This is a genomic window from Novosphingobium silvae (assembly GCF_009856825.1).
Lineage (GTDB): Bacteria > Pseudomonadota > Alphaproteobacteria > Sphingomonadales > Sphingomonadaceae > Novosphingobium > Novosphingobium silvae.
This window is the reverse complement of sequence record NZ_WVTD01000003.1, coordinates 128,372-144,180: the sequence shown is the minus strand read 5'-3', so window position 1 is coordinate 144,180 and position 15,809 is coordinate 128,372. Positions and strand designations below refer to the sequence as shown.

The 15,809-nt window shown below is 67.7% G+C and carries 15 protein-coding genes; 6 read left to right on the top strand and 9 right to left on the bottom strand.

What is annotated here, in order from left to right:
• Positions 1–12: 12 nt before the first annotated feature.
• From GR702_RS05720 to GR702_RS05685, 8 genes are all read right to left on the bottom strand, one after another.
• Entirely contained in the window at positions 13–1,395 is a 1,383-nt protein-coding gene (locus GR702_RS05720) for an ankyrin repeat domain-containing protein (protein ID WP_202408078.1), read from the bottom strand.
• Positions 1,388–2,725, bottom strand: a complete 1,338-nt coding sequence (locus GR702_RS05715; RefSeq protein ID WP_160985008.1) for a DUF1552 domain-containing protein — start codon at positions 2,723–2,725, stop codon at positions 1,388–1,390. Before GR702_RS05715 ends, GR702_RS05720 begins: the two co-directional genes overlap by 8 nt.
• The gene (locus tag GR702_RS05710) at positions 2,722–5,208 is read right to left on the bottom strand and encodes a DUF1592 domain-containing protein (RefSeq protein WP_160985007.1); all 2,487 of its coding nucleotides are present in this window, start codon (positions 5,206–5,208) and stop codon (positions 2,722–2,724) included. Before GR702_RS05710 ends, GR702_RS05715 begins: the two co-directional genes overlap by 4 nt.
• 235 nt (positions 5,209–5,443) lie before the next feature.
• Positions 5,444–6,391, bottom strand: coding sequence for an acetyl-CoA carboxylase carboxyltransferase subunit alpha (locus tag GR702_RS05705; RefSeq protein ID WP_160985169.1), 948 nt, complete (start codon positions 6,389–6,391; stop codon positions 5,444–5,446).
• A 189-nt stretch (positions 6,392–6,580) separates the two neighbouring features.
• Positions 6,581–7,933 (bottom strand): acetyl-CoA carboxylase biotin carboxylase subunit, encoded by a 1,353-nt coding sequence (accC, locus tag GR702_RS05700; RefSeq protein ID WP_160985006.1) that lies wholly within the window; start codon positions 7,931–7,933, stop codon positions 6,581–6,583.
• A gap of 13 nt (positions 7,934–7,946) precedes the next feature.
• On the bottom strand, positions 7,947–8,393 hold the full coding sequence (gene accB / locus GR702_RS05695) for an acetyl-CoA carboxylase biotin carboxyl carrier protein (RefSeq protein ID WP_160985005.1): 447 nt from the start codon (positions 8,391–8,393) through the stop codon (positions 7,947–7,949).
• Entirely contained in the window at positions 8,390–9,238 is an 849-nt protein-coding gene (accD, locus tag GR702_RS05690) for an acetyl-CoA carboxylase, carboxyltransferase subunit beta (protein WP_160985004.1), read from the bottom strand. The genes accB and accD overlap by 4 nt, the downstream gene beginning before the upstream one ends.
• 248 nt (positions 9,239–9,486) lie before the next feature.
• A complete protein-coding gene (locus GR702_RS05685) occupies positions 9,487–9,687 on the bottom strand; it encodes a hypothetical protein (RefSeq protein WP_160985003.1) in 201 nt (66 codons plus the stop codon).
• Between the two features lie 12 nt (positions 9,688–9,699).
• Here GR702_RS05685 and fdhD point away from each other — a divergent pair, with 12 nt between their 5' ends.
• The 3 genes from fdhD to GR702_RS05670 all read left to right on the top strand — a co-directional run bounded on the left by fdhD (position 9,700) and on the right by GR702_RS05670 (position 12,523).
• Positions 9,700–10,497 (top strand): formate dehydrogenase accessory sulfurtransferase FdhD, encoded by a 798-nt coding sequence (fdhD, locus tag GR702_RS05680; protein ID WP_337192534.1) that lies wholly within the window; start codon positions 9,700–9,702, stop codon positions 10,495–10,497.
• Between the two features lie 91 nt (positions 10,498–10,588).
• Positions 10,589–11,812, top strand: a complete 1,224-nt coding sequence (locus GR702_RS05675) for a toxic anion resistance protein (RefSeq protein WP_160985002.1) — start codon at positions 10,589–10,591, stop codon at positions 11,810–11,812.
• 6 nt (positions 11,813–11,818) lie between these two features.
• The gene (locus GR702_RS05670) at positions 11,819–12,523 is read left to right on the top strand and encodes a hypothetical protein (RefSeq protein WP_160985001.1); all 705 of its coding nucleotides are present in this window, start codon (positions 11,819–11,821) and stop codon (positions 12,521–12,523) included.
• A gap of 78 nt (positions 12,524–12,601) precedes the next feature.
• Here GR702_RS05670 and GR702_RS05665 read toward each other — a convergent pair whose 3' ends face one another.
• Positions 12,602–13,420 (bottom strand): SDR family NAD(P)-dependent oxidoreductase, encoded by an 819-nt coding sequence (locus GR702_RS05665; protein WP_160985000.1) that lies wholly within the window; start codon positions 13,418–13,420, stop codon positions 12,602–12,604.
• Between the two features lie 296 nt (positions 13,421–13,716).
• Here GR702_RS05665 and GR702_RS05660 point away from each other — a divergent pair, with 296 nt between their 5' ends.
• The 3 genes from GR702_RS05660 to GR702_RS05650 are packed head-to-tail and all read left to right on the top strand — an operon-like array spanning position 13,717 to position 15,808.
• Positions 13,717–14,433, top strand: coding sequence for an SRPBCC family protein (locus tag GR702_RS05660; protein ID WP_160984999.1), 717 nt, complete (start codon positions 13,717–13,719; stop codon positions 14,431–14,433).
• Positions 14,430–15,299: an FAD binding domain-containing protein gene (locus tag GR702_RS05655; protein WP_160984998.1), complete on the top strand. Its 870-nt coding sequence runs from the start codon at positions 14,430–14,432 to the stop codon at positions 15,297–15,299. The genes GR702_RS05660 and GR702_RS05655 overlap by 4 nt, the downstream gene beginning before the upstream one ends.
• Positions 15,296–15,808, top strand: a complete 513-nt coding sequence (locus tag GR702_RS05650; RefSeq protein ID WP_160984997.1) for a (2Fe-2S)-binding protein — start codon at positions 15,296–15,298, stop codon at positions 15,806–15,808. Before GR702_RS05655 ends, GR702_RS05650 begins: the two co-directional genes overlap by 4 nt.
• Position 15,809 lies beyond the last annotated feature (1 nt).

Here is a 15,809-nt window from a genome sequence, read left to right as displayed (position 1 = left end):
GGTTCTTGTGAATCAAGGATGGGCCTCGGCCAGGGCCGGGGCTAACACGGGTGCGGCCTTTTGACCAAAGACTTGATCGTAGATGGCCTTCACCGTAGCCAGGCCGCCTTGCGCCATCGCCGCCGGCGTCGTGCCTCTCGCATCGGCAAGGTCCGCCCGGGCGCCATGGTCGGCAAGGACGCGCAGCATCGCGCCGAGTTCGCCGTGCATCCCCCCGCCAATCACCATGTGCAGCGCGGTCGCACCTGCGGCGTTCGCCGCGTTGGCATCGGGCGCCATCGCCAGCGCCTCTTTCAGCGCCTCCGCGCTGCGCCCGGCAGCGGCGGCGAGGACGACGTTGGTGCCGTTCGCGGCGACGAAGGCGGGTTGCGCGCCTGCCGCGACAAGGGCGCGCATGACGGGGACGTTCCCGTGTCTGGCCGCGATCAGCAAGGGCGGCGTGGGCGGCACCGGCGGCGGTGGCATTCCGAAGTTCGCCTCCGTCACCCAGGTAATGCGCGAGGGGCCGGTAAGGCCGTTCGGATCGGCGCCATTCGCCAGCAGCAAGCCGACGAGGGGCTCATCCCCGCTTGCCGCTGCGACGTGGAGCAACTGTTCGCCGTTGCGATCCCGCTCAGCAAGATCGACGCCGCCGCGCTCCACCAGCATCCGCAGGGCGTCCCAGTTCTTCTGGTAGGCCGCGAGCTGCGGGGCGCTGGTGCTTTCCGGACCGCGATGGGAGACATCGGCACCGGCATCGAGCAGCAGGCGGGTCGTCTCCGCCGATCCGCTGGCGACCGCGAAGAACAGCGGGGTGAAGCCCGCTTTAGTCGTGCGGTCGATCCTTGCGCCGGCTTCCAGCAGCATCGCCGCGCTTTGCGCCTTCCCGGCCGAAGCCGCCCACATCAGCGCGGTCTGGCCGCGACTGTCGGGCGTATCCACTTTCGCGCCGGCTGCCAGCATCCGCTCGACCGTTGCGGCGGTGGAGAAGCGGGCGCAGGTGGCGAGCGGCGTGGTGCCATCGGGCACTGCCCTGCGCACATTGGCGCGGGCCTCGATCAACTGTCCGACGATCTCGGCGTTCCCACGTTCGCACGCAAGGACGAGCGGCGTCAGTCCCTCGGCATCGGCGACGTTCGGCTTCGCGCCCTGCGCGAGCAACAGGGCAACCATCCGGGGTTGCTGCGTTTCGATGGCGCGCGCCAGCAGGCTCTCTCCATAGGCGAGTGTCTCACCCGCGCTGGCGCCCTGATCCAGAGCGGCGCGCGCTGCGGCCACGTCGCCCGCGGCCACCGCCTGCTCAAGCGAAAGGCCATCGGCAAGCGCGGGCGCGCCGAACAGCGGGAGGATAGCCGCGGCCGGCGGAGCGCTGCGTGCCGCCCATGCTGCGGCGCGTTGCCATAAAAGCTCAGCCATCGATGGCATCCCGCAGGGCTGCCGTGCTGTCGCCGAAGCTCTCGGCCGGGACGTCGAGCGACTGCAGACCGGCGAGCATCAGGTTCGACATGCTCGTGCCTTTCTCGACTCGCAGGTGCCGCCCGCCCTTGGCCAGACCACCCGCGACCACGACCGGCAGGTCCATGAAGTCGTGCTCGTTCGAATCGCCGAAGGCAGAGCCCCGGATCACCAGCGTGCGGTCGAGCAGCGATCCCTCGCCGTCGCGGGTATCCTTCATGCGCTGCAGGTAATAAGCGAAGAATTCCATGTGATAGCGGTTGATCTTCCCCAGCTGCGCCATCTTCTCCGGGTTGTTGCCGTGGTGGCTGAGCATGTGATGCGAATCGGGCACGCCGATTTCCGGATAAGTGCGGTTCGACAGTTCGCGCCCGATCATGAAAGTGCCGACGCGCGTGATGTCGGCCTGCATGGCGAGCACCTGCAGGTCGATCATCAGCTTCACGTGCTCGGCGAAGTCACCCGGGATACCCGCAGGCTGTTCCAGGCTGCCGGCCTGCGCGGTGGCAGGGGACGCGGCGCTCCTCTGGATGCGCTTCTCGATCGCGCGGGTGGCATCCAGATACTCGTCGAGCTTGCGCCGGTCCTCCATGCCGAGTTCGCCCGAAAGGCGGCGGGCATCCTCCATCACGAAGTCCAGGATAGACGACTGGCGACGCAGCTGGGCCAAGCGGCCGGCCTCGTCCATGTCGCCGTCGCCGAACAGCCGCTCGAACACGGCGCGCGGGTTGGCCTCCACCGGCAGCGGCACGGAGGGCGTCAGCCACGAGATACCGTTGGTGTAGGCGCAGGAGTAGTTGATGTCGCACGAGCCCAGCAGGCTCGCCTGGTCGATGCCGAGTTCGAGCGAGGCGAGCGGCGTCGCATCTCCAAGGTGCGCGGCGAAGACCTGGTCCATAGAGATGCCGGCGCGAATGTCCGGACCTTCCGTCTGCCTGGCGTGCGCGCCGGTGAGGAAGGCGGGGCACGAGCGGCCATGCCCTGCCGGGCGGTCGCCCATGGCGGCGGCCTGCGGATGGCCCAGGCCCGAGATGACGGAGAAGTTCTCCCGGTGCGGGGCGAGCGGCTCCAGGGTGGGCGGCAGGGCGAAGCCGGCGCCGGTCTCGGCGGGCTGGAAGCCGGGCATCGTCATGCCGTTGGGTGAATAGAACACCTGCAGCCGCTTGGGCCGCGATGCGCGATCGGCCGCACGCGCGCCGGGCATCATCGCCTCGAGAAAGGGCAGGGCCATCGCGGCGCCGGCTCCGCGCAGCAGCGTGCGGCGGGAAAGGACTGGGCGCACCACTCTCATCGCGCAAGCCTCCTGTCTGGGGTTCTCTGGAAGGCCGCGGCCTTGAAGCGCGCGGGGACGCGGCGCAGGGTGAAGGCCGGGCTTGCAACGATGCCGCGAACGATCGTGCGCACCCGGTACCGGTCTGCGGCCGCGTCCGCCGCGATGGCGCGGACGGAGGGCATGTCGTTGGCGCCGAGACCGCGCGCCAGAGCGTAAGTCATCAGCCGCTCGGTGAAGGCGCGGGTGAATTCGTCCCGCCGGTCCATGAGGATGCGCTGGAGGCCCGAGATGCCTTCGAACTTCGCGCCGTCCGGCATGGTCGCCATGGCAGCGATCGACTGCCCTGCATCCACGGTGCGCCATGCACCCACCGCATCGAAGTTCTCCAGAGAGAAGCCGAGCGGGTCCATTTTCACGTGGCATGCCGCGCAGGTCGGGTTGGAACGGTGCAGTTCCAGCTGCTGGCGTGCGGTGAGCTGGCGCCCGTCGTGCTCGGCCTTGAGCGCGGGCACGTCGGGCGGCGGCGGGGGCGGCGCTGCGGCGAGCATGTTGTCGAGGATCCACTTGCCGCGCTTCACCACGCTGGTGTGGTTGCCATAGGACGTCACCGTCAGCACGCTTGCCTGGCCGAGCAGGCCGCCCCGGTGCCATGCCGGATCGAGGCTGACGCGGCGCATGGCGGTCCCGGAAACGCCGGGAATGCCGTAGTGCTCGGCGAGGCGCTGGTTGAGGAAAGTGTAGTCGGCCGAGATGAAGTCGAGCACCGGGCGGTTTTCGCGCAGGACCTGCGTGAAGAACATCTCCGTCTCGGCTGCCATCGCCTGTCTCAGCCGCGTGTCGAACCTGGGGAAGACCTCGATATCCGGCCGCTGCTGGTCGAGGTTGCGCAAGTAGAGCCACTGGCCAGCAAAGTTCGTCGTCAGCGCCGAGGCGCGCGGATCGGCGAGCATTCGGGCGATCTCGGCATCGAGTACCGCAGGCTGGGCCAGCCTGCCCTGCTCGGCAAGGGACAGCAGCCGCTCGTCCGGGATCGAACTCCAGAGGAACAGCGAAAGACGGGAGGCGAGTTCGAGATCGGTGATGCGATTGACGCTGCCGGGCATCGCTCCCGCAGGATCGCGCTCCACCACGAAGAGGAATTCGGGCGAGACTAGCATCGCCTCCAGCGCCGCCTCGATCCCATGCTCGAAGTCCGACGCCTCCCGCTCGGCGGCATAGATGCGCATCAGCGGCGCCATGTCGAAGGCACCGACGGGACGCCGCCATGCCCGCCGGGCGAGCGCGGTGAGGATGCGGGCGGCGCAGGCCTGCTCCTGGGACGACTTGCGAGGCTTGCAGAGGAACACCGCGCGCCGGCTCGGCGTATCGGCAATGCCCTTGGCGTCGAACGGGCCGGCCACATCCACCTGATGCACGTCGCGCGGGAAGTTGCGCTGCGAATAGCGCTGGTGCATCCGGTAGCTGGGAACGCTGAGCGTGCTTGCCAGCTTACCGTCCACCCATACGTCGAGCGGGAGCATGACCGGCTTGTCGAGCGGCACGGGAACCTTGTCCGTGTCGTTGCGCAGCACCTGCACCGCTTCCGACGGGGCGAGCGTGCGGCGGAACGAGAGCGCGATCCGGTGCGATCCGGCCTTCATCGGCACCCGCAGCGAGACCCTGTCCTCGTCCATGCGGTCGGTCTCGTTGTTGCTGTTCGAGTTGAGCCAGGCCGCGATCTCGTATGTCCCTTCGTGGCGGGCATAGTACTTGTGCGCGTACCCCCCGCGCGAGGCGAGGGGCAGGCTCTCCCCTGCGCGCTCGTTCCACGCCGGCACGCCCGAGTTCTGGACCGAACCGTCCTTGGGAACCTGCCACGTCGTCACGATCCCGCGCCGTCCGGTGAGACCGGTGGCGAGGCGGCCGACCTTGCCTGCAACCGCGACGTAGCGCTCCATCAGGGTGGGCGAGACGGAAAGCACGTCGGCAATGTTGTCGAACCCGAAGCCGGAGTTGTCCGCCGGAAGCTCGCCCGCGAAGTCCACGTCGAGGGCCAGCAGGTCGCGAACGGCGTTGGCGTATTCGATCCTGTTGAGGCGCCGGATGGTGGCGCGGCCGGGGTCGGGGCTGGCGGCGAGGTAGCCCGCGCGCGACGTGTCGAGCCAGTTCACGAAAGCGGCGCGCATGGCGGGCGTTGGCTGGTCCTTGCCGTGCGGCGGCATCTCCCCGGCGGCGACGCGGCGCAGGATCTTCTCCCACTCGTCGGCATGGCGACCGGTGCGCAGGTCCCCGGCTTTCAGGTCTTCGACGGAAAGGTCGGCGACCAAGTCGATGTCGTTGTGGCAGCGCGAGCAGTATTCACCCAGCATCGGCTCGACGAAGGCGGCCTGTTCGGCCCGGGTCATCCCTGCAGCAGGAGATGCGCCTTCGCCTTGCACGGCGGCGTAGACGCCGGCTGCGGTAAGCAGCGCGCTCGCCGCAAGCACGATAGTGCCGAGAGTGGGACGCCCGATGAGGCTCATTGCGATGTTCCGACCCCGAGGCCGGATCGCTGCTTGCAGCCCCCGGCGTGCCCTTGCCCCGCTGGACGGCGGGGCCCCTGTCGGAATACCGGACTATCGAGAGGGGGTGTTGCAGTCCATTGCCATTAAATGGACGACGCGTTCGCAAAAACAGAGAGGGCGCCAAGAAGCCGGCGCTGGGCAGCGGCAGTCTTCGTTCGCGATCCCCGGCGCGGCCGGGGGTGACGGGAACGGATCAGAGCGAACCGATGGCGAGGAAGCGCTCTTCGCGCTGCTGCACCAGTTCCGCCGGGGTTCGCACCACCAGCGCTGCAAGTTCGCGGCCGATCGCGTCGGCAAGCGCGCGCGCCGCGGCGGCAGGATCGCGATGAGCACCGCCCACCGGCTCGGCCACCACGCCGTCAATGACGCCTAGCGAGAGGAGGTCCTGCGCCGTGACCTTCATGGCCGTTGCCGCATCCGCCGCCTTGTCGGGCGTACGCCACAGGATCGAGGATGCACCCTCGGGCGAGATCACGGAGTAGATCGCGTGCTCCAGCATCAGCACCTTGTTGGCCGCAGCGATCGCGATCGCACCGCCCGAACCGCCTTCGCCCAGGATCGCGGCCACCATCGGCACTTTCAGCGCAAGGCAGGCCTCGGTGGAGCGGGCGATGGCCTCGGCCTGGCCCCGCTCTTCAGCCTCGACACCGGGAAAAGCGCCCGCGGTATCGACCAGCGTGACCACCGGGAGACCAAACTTGGCCGCCATTTCCATGAGGCGGATCGCCTTGCGATAGCCCTCGGGTTTGGCGGAGCCGAAGTTGTGCTTGATGCGGCTCGGCGTGTCGTGGCCCTTTTCATGGCCGATGACCATGACCTTGCGCCCGTCCAGCGTCGCCAGCCCGCCTACGATCGCCGCGTCCTCGCCATAGACACGGTCCCCGGCCAGCGGCACGAAGTCGGTGAACACGAGGCGGATGTAGTCGAGGAAGTGCGGGCGCTGCGGGTGGCGGGCGACCTGCGTCTTCTGCCAGGGCGTGAGTTTGGCGTAAGTTGCGGCGAGCATAGCCGCGCTCTTCTTGGCGAGCTTGTCGATCTCGCTCTCGATGTCGAGTTCGCTGCCGTTCGCCGTCGCGCGCAGTTCGGCGATGCGGGCTTCAAGCTCGGCAATCGGCTTTTCAAAGTCGAGGAACGAAATCATGCTCATCCAGTCCGTACCGTCGTCGCCACAAGGGGACGACACCACATTGCATTCACTCACCGCATCCCGAACGTGTGCCTGGATCCATCTCGCCGATCGGCCCGCCGCGCGAACCGGGGAATGGACCCTGAAGCACCTTCAGGGTGAGGGTTGGCGCGGGGCGGGCCCCGGAGTGCCCGCCCCACGAACTCAGTCGGCGGCCCGCTTGGCGAGCCATTCTTCCAGCCACTTGATCGTGTAGTCGCCGCTCTTGAACTCGGGATCGTCGAGCAGCGCCTGATGCAAGGGGATCGAGGTCTTGACGCCGTCGATCACCATTTCCTCGAGCGCGCGCTTGAGGCGCATGATCGCGCCGTTGCGGCTGCGGCCCGAGACGATCAGCTTGCCGATCATCGAATCGTAGTAAGGCGGGATACGGTAGCCGGAGTAGAGGCCCGAATCGACGCGCACGTTCATGCCGCCGGCCGCGTGGTAGTTCGTCACCTGGCCCGGCGAGGGCGTGAAGTTCCAGGGATCTTCCGCGTTGATCCGGCACTCGATGGCGTGGCCCTTGAACTCGATCTCGTCCTGCTTGAACGAAAGCGCCTGGCCGTCGGCGATGCGGATCTGCTCGCGCACCAGGTCGACGCCGGTGATCGCCTCGGTCACCGGATGCTCCACCTGCAGGCGGGTGTTCATCTCGATGAAGTAGAACTCGCCGTTTTCCCAGAGGAACTCGATGGTGCCGGCGCCGCGATAGCCCATGTCCGCCATCGCCTTGGAAACGATGCCGCCCATGCGGTCGCGTTCTTCGGGGGTGATGACGGGCGAGGGCGCTTCTTCCAGCACCTTCTGGTGGCGGCGCTGCAGCGAGCAGTCGCGCTCGCCAAGATGGACCGCCGCGCCGTTGCCGTCGCCGAAGACCTGGAATTCGATGTGACGCGGGTTGCCGAGGTACTTTTCCATGTAGACCGTGGCGTCGCCGAAAGCCGCCTTGGCCTCCGAGCGGGCCTGGCCCATCTGGCTTTCCAGCTCCTCGGCCGAGTTCACGACCTTCATGCCGCGACCGCCGCCGCCCGATGCCGCCTTGATGATAACCGGGTAGCCGATCGTCTCGGCCAGCGCACGCGCCTCGTCGAAGTCCTCGATCGCGCCGTCGGAGCCGGGCACCAGCGGCAGGCCGAGCGCGCCTGCGGTGCGCTTGGCTTCCACCTTGTCGCCCATCGTGCGGATGTGCTCGGGCTTGGGGCCGACCCACTTCAGGCCATGCGCCTCGACGATCTCGGCAAAACGGGCGTTCTCGGACAGGAAGCCGTAGCCCGGATGGATCGCGTCGGCCTGCGTGATCTCGGCGGCCGAGATGATCGCGGCGACGTTGAGGTAGCTGTCCTTGGCGGCCGGCGGGCCGATGCACACGGCATGGTCGGCAAGGCGCACGTGCATCGCGTCGGCATCGGCGGTGGAGTGCACCGCGACGGTCTCGATGCCCATCTCGCGCGCGGCGCGGTGGATGCGCAGCGCGATTTCGCCGCGGTTGGCAATCAGGAGGCGCTTGATGGCCATGTCAGTCCCGCTCTCAGCCGATCACGACGAGCGGCTGGTCGAATTCGACCGGCTGCTGGTTGTCGACGAGGATGGCGGTCACGGTGCCAGACTTGGGCGCGGTGATCTGGTTCATGACCTTCATGGCCTCGACGATGAGCAGCACGTCTCCTGCCTTCACGGCCTTGCCCACCGAGATGAAGTCGGGCGCGCCCGGCTCTGCGGCGAGATAGACGGTGCCGACCATCGGCGACTTGACCGCATCGACGGGTACCGCAGCGGCTGCCACGGGCGCCGCCTCGGCAGCGGCGGGCGCGGGTGCGGCTGCGGGAGCAGCTGCCGGGATGGCGGCGGCCATCTGCTGGATCATCTGGCGCGAGACGCGGATCTTGCGCTCGCCATCCTCGACCTCGATTTCGGACAGGCCGGTTTCGGCCAGCAGCTCGGCGAGTTCGCGAACCAGGGCGCTATCGATATTCACGCGACTTCCTTTCGTGCAAGGTAACCGAGGAGCGTTGCCAGCGTGCCTTTGAGGTCCTTGCGGTGGACCACCATGTCGACCATGCCATGGGCATGGAGGTACTCGGCGCGCTGGAAGCCGTCGGGGAGTTTTTCTCGGATCGTGTCCTGGATCACCCGCTGGCCGGCAAAGCCGATGAGCGCGCCGGGCTCGGCGATCTGGACGTCCCCCAGCATGGCGTAGCTGGCGGTGACGCCGCCGGTCGTGGGATCGGTCAGGACTACGATGTAAGGGAGGCCCGCTGCGGCGAGGCGGCGAGTGGCGACCGTGGTCTTGGGCATCTGCATGAGCGAGAGGATGCCCTCCTGCATGCGCGCGCCGCCAGCAGCGGTCAGGATGATGTAAGCGCACTTCTCGGCGATCGCCCGCTCCGCGCCGGCCACGAACGCCTCGCCCACGGCCATGCCCATCGAGCCGCCCATGAACTTGAAGTCCTGCACGCCGAGCACGGCTTTCGCACCCTCGATCGTGCCGAGCGCATTGGTCAGCGCGTCGGGGAAGGGGTTGGCGGCCCGGGCGGCCTTGAGGCGGTCGGGATACTTCTTCGTATCGCGGAAGTTCAGCGGGTTCTCGGGAACCTTGGGCGTGGCAAGAACGGTGTAGCCGGCATCCAGCAGCTGGTCGAAGCGGGCCTGCGTACCAATGCGGCCATGGTGCTCGCACTTGGGGCAGACGGACAGGTTGGCCTCGAAGTCCTTCGCGAACAGCATCTCGCCGCAGCTCGGGCACTTCATCCACAGGGTGTCCGGCGTGTCGCGCTTCGACAGGCTCGAAAGCGAATTGCGTACCTTGCTGAGCCAACTCATTACGGTTCGTACCAATCTAAGCAGATAAAGGGTCGACGAAACCCCGCCGCCGTCGAAATGGGGCGGTGTCTCGGGCACGTCCGGCAAGCGACCCCGGTTGCCCCGTTTCAAGGTGCCGGTGCCGGTACGAGGCGCGCCCATTAGAGGAATCCGCGCACGACCCGCAAGGCAAAACGGCCTTCCCTGTGGGCAACTTGCACTCCGGATCATCGCCGAGGCGTACCGCCAGAGCGATGCGAGGATGTTATTCACCCAAGAAAAACGCGCAATTTCAATGTTATGTGGCAGGCGGTATCCAAAGTCGGATACATTCCTGCCGTCGCCCGCTGCGCGAACTGCGGCGGGTTGCCGGTCTTCAACGTGGCGGGCTTGCGATCCGCTCCCGTCGGTTCGACATTGCGCAAACCTGATCGGGAGTGTGAACGCTGAACCCTGAAGACGATATCCATGGCGCCGTCACCGTGTCCGTTTGGCGCAGCGACTATACCGACGGCGAACGCGCGCGCCGGGACTTGCCGGTTCCCGTGGAGGCGCCCGTGGCCATCGAGACGAATGGCATCGCCTATGCCGTGATGATGGCGACGCCGCTCGACCTCCAGGATTTTGTCACCGGCTTCCTGATGGCCGAAGGGCTCGCGCGGGCGGAGGAGATCGGCGAAGTGGCGCTTCACGCCAGCGCGAACGGCGAATGGGGCACCGGCTATGTCGCGCGCGTCAATCTGCCGGTCGAACGGCTCGGCCCGATCCTGGAGCGAGCGCGGCGAAGGGTGGGGGACAGCTCCTGCGGCATCTGCGGGATAGAAGGCGTGGAGGCAGCGCTGCGCCCCTTGCCGCCGCTTCGCAGGCGGAGCGAAGCGGCTCCGCAGGCGATTGAACGCGCGCTCGCCGCCATGCGCGAGGGGCAGGCGCTCGGCCGGGAGACACGCGCGACGCACGCAGCCGCGTTCTGCGACGAGGCGGGCGGCATGCTGATCGTGCGTGAGGACGTGGGGCGGCACAACGCGCTCGACAAGCTGGTGGGGGCGCTTGCCCGGCAGGGGATCGACCCTGCCCGGGGCTTCATCGTGATGACCTCGCGCTGCTCCTACGAGCTTGTCGAGAAGACCGTGCGCGCAGGCGTGCCGCTGCTGGTGACCGTTTCGGCGCCTACCGACCTCGCTGTCCGCCGGGCCCGGGCGGCGGGCCTTGCGCTTGGCGCGGTGGCGCGCGACGATTCCATGTTCATGGTCGATCCGGGTTCGCCGTTCGTCGAGGAATGAGGGAGCGGTCTTTCCGGTTTTCCTTGTAGTCCGGCGGAGGGACCCATAGATTTCCGGCAGACCCGGGTTTTTCACGAGGATTTGGCTTCCAATGGCGACCAGTGCCACCAGCACGAGCACCGATACTGCAGGCGAACTGAAGCTGACCCCGCCCGATCCCGTGCCCACCGTCCAGCCGGAACGGGCGGCAGGGCTCGTGCCCGTGGGCGACGAGGTGAAGTCCAAGCTGCAGGTGCGCGTGGCGGAGTTCGTCGACGATCTCGTGTCGCAGGACGCCAGTTCGCCCGAGTTCGGGCGCCGGGTCGACCAGCTGACGAACATGGGGCGCAAGGAAATCGCCGACGCCTCGGCCCATTCCAACCGCTTCCTCGACAGGCCGGTGCGGGCGATGGGCAAGGACGAGGGCGTGGGCGCCGACCTTGCCGAATTGCGCCGCACGGTCGAGGCGCTCGACCCCTCGCGGCAGGGCAACCTGATGGCGCCGCGCAAGCTCTTCGGGGTCATTCCCTTCGGCAACAAGCTGCGCAACTACTTCGACAGCTACGCCAGCTCGCAAAGCCACATCAGCGCCATCCTCGCACGCCTGCAGGGCGGCAAGGACGAGCTGCTGATGGACAATGCCGCGATCGACGTGGAGCGGCAGAACCTGTGGGCCGCGCTCGGCAAGCTGGAGCAGATGATCTACATGTCCCGCGCTCTGGACCAGGCGCTTGAGGACAAGGCCAACGACCTCGACCATACCGATCCGGCAAAGGCCAAGGCGGTTCGCGAATCCGCGCTGTTCTATGTGCGCCAGCGCACGCAGGACCTGCTGACGCAGCTGGCCGTCTCGGTGCAGGGCTATCTCGCGCTCGACCTCGTGAAGAAGAACAACATCGAGCTGGTGAAAGGCGTCGATCGCGCCTCCACCACCACGGTCGGCGCGCTGCGCACGGCGGTCACTGTGGCGCAGGCGATGGCGAACCAGAAGCTGGTGCTGGAACAGATCACCGCGCTCAACACCACCACCGCCAGCATCATCGACGCCACCGGCCAGATGCTGAAGGACAACACCGCCCGGATTCACGAGCAGGCAGCGAACTCGACGATCCCGCTGGAAACGCTGAGCCGCGCGTTCCAGAACATCTACGATACCATGGATTCAATCGACACCTTCAAGATGAAGGCGCTCGATTCGATGAAGCAGACTGTGACCGCGCTTGAAGGAGAGGTGGGCAAGTCCAAGGCCTACATCGCCCGGGCGCAAGGCCAGTCCGAAGGGCTCACGGCGGGCGATGGCACCGGCACCAAGTCGCTGCTGGAGGCTTTGGACTAACTCGCGATGGCACAGGTTCCGTCCACCAGGCGCGTCTCGCAGGACATCGTGCGCGCCGCGCGCAGGCAGCGCTCGATCCGCCTCTACAATGCCCGCAAGGAGCTGTGGCGCCATCGCGGACGCCGCGTGCGTCGCGCGTTCCTGGCAATGGCGGGGATCTATATCGCGGGGCTCGTCGCGGCGCTGGCGCTTGGCGGGGTCTCCTTCATGGCGACCCTGCTGACGGTGCTTCTGGGCGTTGCGGTGTTCATCGTGCTGTCGATCTACCCGGCCAGCCCGCGAACCCATGTGGAGGACCTGGGCGCTGCAAGCCTTCCCGAGCTTGCCGGCTCGACCGAGCTGTGGCTGGAAGGCCGCCGCCGCGCGCTGCCCCATGCCGCGGTGGATGCGGTGGACATGATCGGCGTGCGGCTCGAACAGCTGGCGCCGCAGCTCGCCACGCTGGACGAGCGCGGCCCCGCCGCGCGCGAGGTGCGCAAGCTACTGGCCGAGCATCTGCCCGCCATGGTGGACAGCTATACCCGCATCCCCCCATCGCTTCGCGGCAAGCCGGGCGCCGCCGGGACCAGCCCCTCTGAGGAACTGGTCGATGGCCTCGCCGTGATCGCCGACCAGATCGAGGCGATGAGCGTCGACCTCTCTCGCGGCGACATTGATGCACTGGCGACGCGGCGCCGCTTCCTCGAGGTGAAGTACCTCGACCACGAGTAAACGCTGATCGTCTGTGCGGAGCGCGGGGGAACGCGAAACCCGCGCGCGAAGCTTGCAGTTCGTCGCTCCGTCTGCCGCCTATCTCTTCGTGGAAAGCAGCCCGATGATCCCGCCATCCACCCGTATATCGGTGCCACTGATATAGGAGGCGGCCGGAGAGCACAGGAATTCGGCGACGGAGGCGATCTCGTCGCCATGGCCCATCCGTTGCTGCGGAACCATGCCGAGCAGGCTGCGAAGCTGGGCGTTCTCTTCCGCCTCCGCCATTCCCATCGGCGTGTCGATGAAACCGGGCGCGATCGATGCGATGCGAAGCCCCAGCGCCCCGAAAGCCGCCGCCTCCCGCTCGACGAAGGTGATGACCGCGCGCTTGGACAGGGCGTAGCTCATTCCCGGGCTCTCCATGTGCCCGGCGATGGCCGCGTCCTCCCCGGTCATCACGAAAGCGCGAACGGCATCGAGGAGGGCCATGTCGGCAAGCATGTAAGCCGAGACGGAGGAGATCAGGACTGCGGAGCCGCCCGCTTCGAAACGGGGGCGCAAGGCATCCACGAGACGCACGGTGGCGTGATAATTGACCTCGAAGATCCGGCGGCCATCGCTCATCGTCGGCGAAAGCCCGGCCGTGTGAATGAGCGCGGAAAGCGGCGCGTCGCCAAGGGCGTCCACCACGCGGCCGGGAAACTCCGGCGCGGCGATGTCGTCCGCGAGAACGTCTACGCTGCCCGCCGAGGGGCGCAGTTCGTGGGCGAGGGCCTCCACTCGCTCGGCGTTCAGGTCGCATAGCAGCAGCGGGCGCCCCTGCGCGGCGAAGCGCTCGGCGGCGGGCCTGCCCATTCCGCCGGCAGCACCGGTGATGACAACGGTTCCGCTCTGCTGCGGCGACGGAGTGCTCATGCTTTCTCCTCAAGGTCTTTGCGCCGCTGGCTGGGCGCCTGCTCCGCTTGCTAGCGCGCCGCTGCGCGGGCGGCCAGCGGGGCGGCCGCCTGCATCGCCAGGGCGGGGTAGTCGCCCAAGCTCCTTACCCCGGAACCGGAACCGAGCAACGCTGAGGCGGTATCGCAGCAGTTTCCCAATTAAGAGCCATGATCGCTCATAAGTGCTTGCATCGCAGGTCGTCCCGTCGTTCAATCCGGAAAAATGGAAGCACGTGCCGCAATCGGGCCATGAACGCTTCGAGGGGAGAGCCGGGAATGCAGATGACGGGCGAGCAGCGGATCGCGGCGCCGCGTGACAGGGTGTGGGAAGCGCTCAACGATCCGGCTGTCCTGGCGCAGTGCATCCCGGGTTGCCAGAGCCTGGAGCGCGATGGGGATGACCGTTTCACCGCCATTGCCGAAGTACGGATCGGCCCCATCGGGGCACGCTTCAAGGGCGCGGTCCAGCTCTCCGACGTGGATGGACCCAATGGCTACACGATCAGCGGGTCGGGCACCGGCGGCATCGCGGGTTCGGCAAAGGGCGGCGCCCGGGTTCGCCTCTCGGATGCGGGAAGCGGAGAGACGCTGGTCTCCTACGATGTGGATGCGGAGGTGGCCGGGCGGATGGCGCAGCTCGGCGGGCCGATCATCGATGCGACAGCGAAGAACCTCGCCGGCAAGTTCTTCGCGAAGTTCGGAGAGGTCGTCGGGGAAGACGCGCGGGGCGTCGCGAAGTCAGGCATGGCTGCCGACGTGGGGATGGCGGCCGGGGTGGCGGATACGCCCGTCGCGGCCTCTCCGGTCCGGACGCAGGCAGTGGCCGCGCCCGTGCCCTTGTGGGGATGGGTTGCGGCGGTGGTGATGGCGCTCGTAGTGGGCTACATGTTCGGCCAGACGGGCTCCACGACGGCGACGCTGCTGGCGCTGGTGCTGATCGTCGTCACTGCCGCCTGTGCCTATGAGGCGGGACGCCGGGGCTGCGGAACGTGAAGCCCGCGCCGTTCGACTATGTGCGACCGGCGAGCGTGGCGGAAGCCTGCCGCATTCTTGCCGAGGCAGGCGGCGGGGCCACCGTAATCGCGGGCGGCCAGACCCTCGTGCCGCTGCTCAATTTGCGGATGAGCCAGCCATTCGTCGTCGTGGACATCAACGGCATCGACGGGCTGCGCGGCATCTCGCGCGTGGAAGGCGGGACGAGGATTGGCGCGGGGACACGGCAGGCGGATGCTCTCGCCGACGACACGCTGGCGCGGCACTTGCCAGTCGTTGTCGCCGCGCTCGGCCACGTCGGTCATTATCAGACGCGCACTCGCGGGACCGTGGGCGGCTCGATCGCGCTTGGCGAACCGGCAGCGGAGATGCCCGCTGCCGCCGTGGCGCTCGGCGCCCTGATCGAGATCGCGTCGGTTCGTGGCACCCGGCAGGTTCCCGCGCGCGAGTTCTACGTCGGTCCCTACATGACCGTGCTCGAGCCTGACGAACTCGTCACCGGTATTCTCTATCCGGACTGGCCGGAGGGGCACTTTATGCTTTTCCGCGAAGTGGCGCGGCGCCCGGGAGACTTCGCGCTTGTAGGGCTGGTCGGCGCACTGGCAGTCGAGCGCGGAGCCGTTTCGCGCGCAGGCATCGCATGGTTCGGGATGGGGCCGACGCCGATCGCCGCGAACCAGGCCGAAGATGCCCTCGTCGGCACCGCGCTCGCCGGGATCGACGTCGAGCGGGTCGCCAGGCTTGCCGTGGCGGACGCAGCGCCGTTCGACGATCATCACGCCAGCGCCGAATACCGCCGCACCGTGGGCCTGCGCATCTTCGCCCGCACCCTGCGCGAGACGCTGGACATCAGGAGCGCCGCATGAGCGAGCATGGCATCGAAGTAACCGTCAATGGCCACCGCCACGCTGCGCGGGTGGAGGCTCGCACCAGCCTTGGGGAGTTCCTGCGCGAAGGACTGGGCTATACCGGCACGCACCTGGGCTGCGAGCACGGGGTCTGCGGCGCCTGTACGGTCATGGTCGATGGCGCGGCCGTGCGCTCATGCCTGATGCTCGCGGTTCAGGTGGATGGGGCGCAGATCACCACGATCGAAGGACTGGCAGAGGCAGACGGCACCCTGCATCCGGTACAGCAGGCGCTGAGGGACAACTTCGGCCTCCAGTGCGGCTTCTGCACCCCGGGAATCGCCATCTCGCTGGCGTGCGTCATGCAGGAGGAGGCTGGCGCGGGAGAGGGCGCGAGGGAAAACGCGCTCGTCAGGGCGATGTCCGGCCATATCTGTCGCTGCACCGGCTACCAGGGCATCCGCCGCGCTATTCGTCAGCTTTCCGGCCACCAGCCGGCAGCGGACGAAGCGGAGGCAGTGGCGTGAA

What these genes read in the sequence shown, in the direction of transcription:
- GR702_RS05650 (WP_160984997.1), top strand. Translation starts at nt 15,296, where the DNA reads ATGAGCGAGCATGGCATCGAAGTAACCGTCAATGGCCACCGCCACGCT.
- GR702_RS05715 (WP_160985008.1), bottom strand. Translation starts at nt 2,725, where the DNA reads ATGAGAGTGGTGCGCCCAGTCCTTTCCCGCCGCACGCTGCTGCGCGGA.
- accD (WP_160985004.1), bottom strand. Translation starts at nt 9,238, where the DNA reads ATGAGTTGGCTCAGCAAGGTACGCAATTCGCTTTCGAGCCTGTCGAAG.
- GR702_RS05665 (WP_160985000.1), bottom strand. Translation starts at nt 13,420, where the DNA reads ATGAGCACTCCGTCGCCGCAGCAGAGCGGAACCGTTGTCATCACCGGT.
- GR702_RS05685 (WP_160985003.1), bottom strand. Translation starts at nt 9,687, where the DNA reads ATGGATATCGTCTTCAGGGTTCAGCGTTCACACTCCCGATCAGGTTTG.
- GR702_RS05710 (WP_160985007.1), bottom strand. Translation starts at nt 5,208, where the DNA reads ATGAGCCTCATCGGGCGTCCCACTCTCGGCACTATCGTGCTTGCGGCG.
- accC (WP_160985006.1), bottom strand. Translation starts at nt 7,933, where the DNA reads ATGGCCATCAAGCGCCTCCTGATTGCCAACCGCGGCGAAATCGCGCTG.
- GR702_RS05675 (WP_160985002.1), top strand. Translation starts at nt 10,589, where the DNA reads ATGGCGACCAGTGCCACCAGCACGAGCACCGATACTGCAGGCGAACTG.
- GR702_RS05660 (WP_160984999.1), top strand. Translation starts at nt 13,717, where the DNA reads ATGCAGATGACGGGCGAGCAGCGGATCGCGGCGCCGCGTGACAGGGTG.
- GR702_RS05670 (WP_160985001.1), top strand. Translation starts at nt 11,819, where the DNA reads ATGGCACAGGTTCCGTCCACCAGGCGCGTCTCGCAGGACATCGTGCGC.
- GR702_RS05720 (WP_202408078.1), bottom strand. Translation starts at nt 1,395, where the DNA reads ATGGCTGAGCTTTTATGGCAACGCGCCGCAGCATGGGCGGCACGCAGC.
- GR702_RS05705 (WP_160985169.1), bottom strand. Translation starts at nt 6,391, where the DNA reads ATGATTTCGTTCCTCGACTTTGAAAAGCCGATTGCCGAGCTTGAAGCC.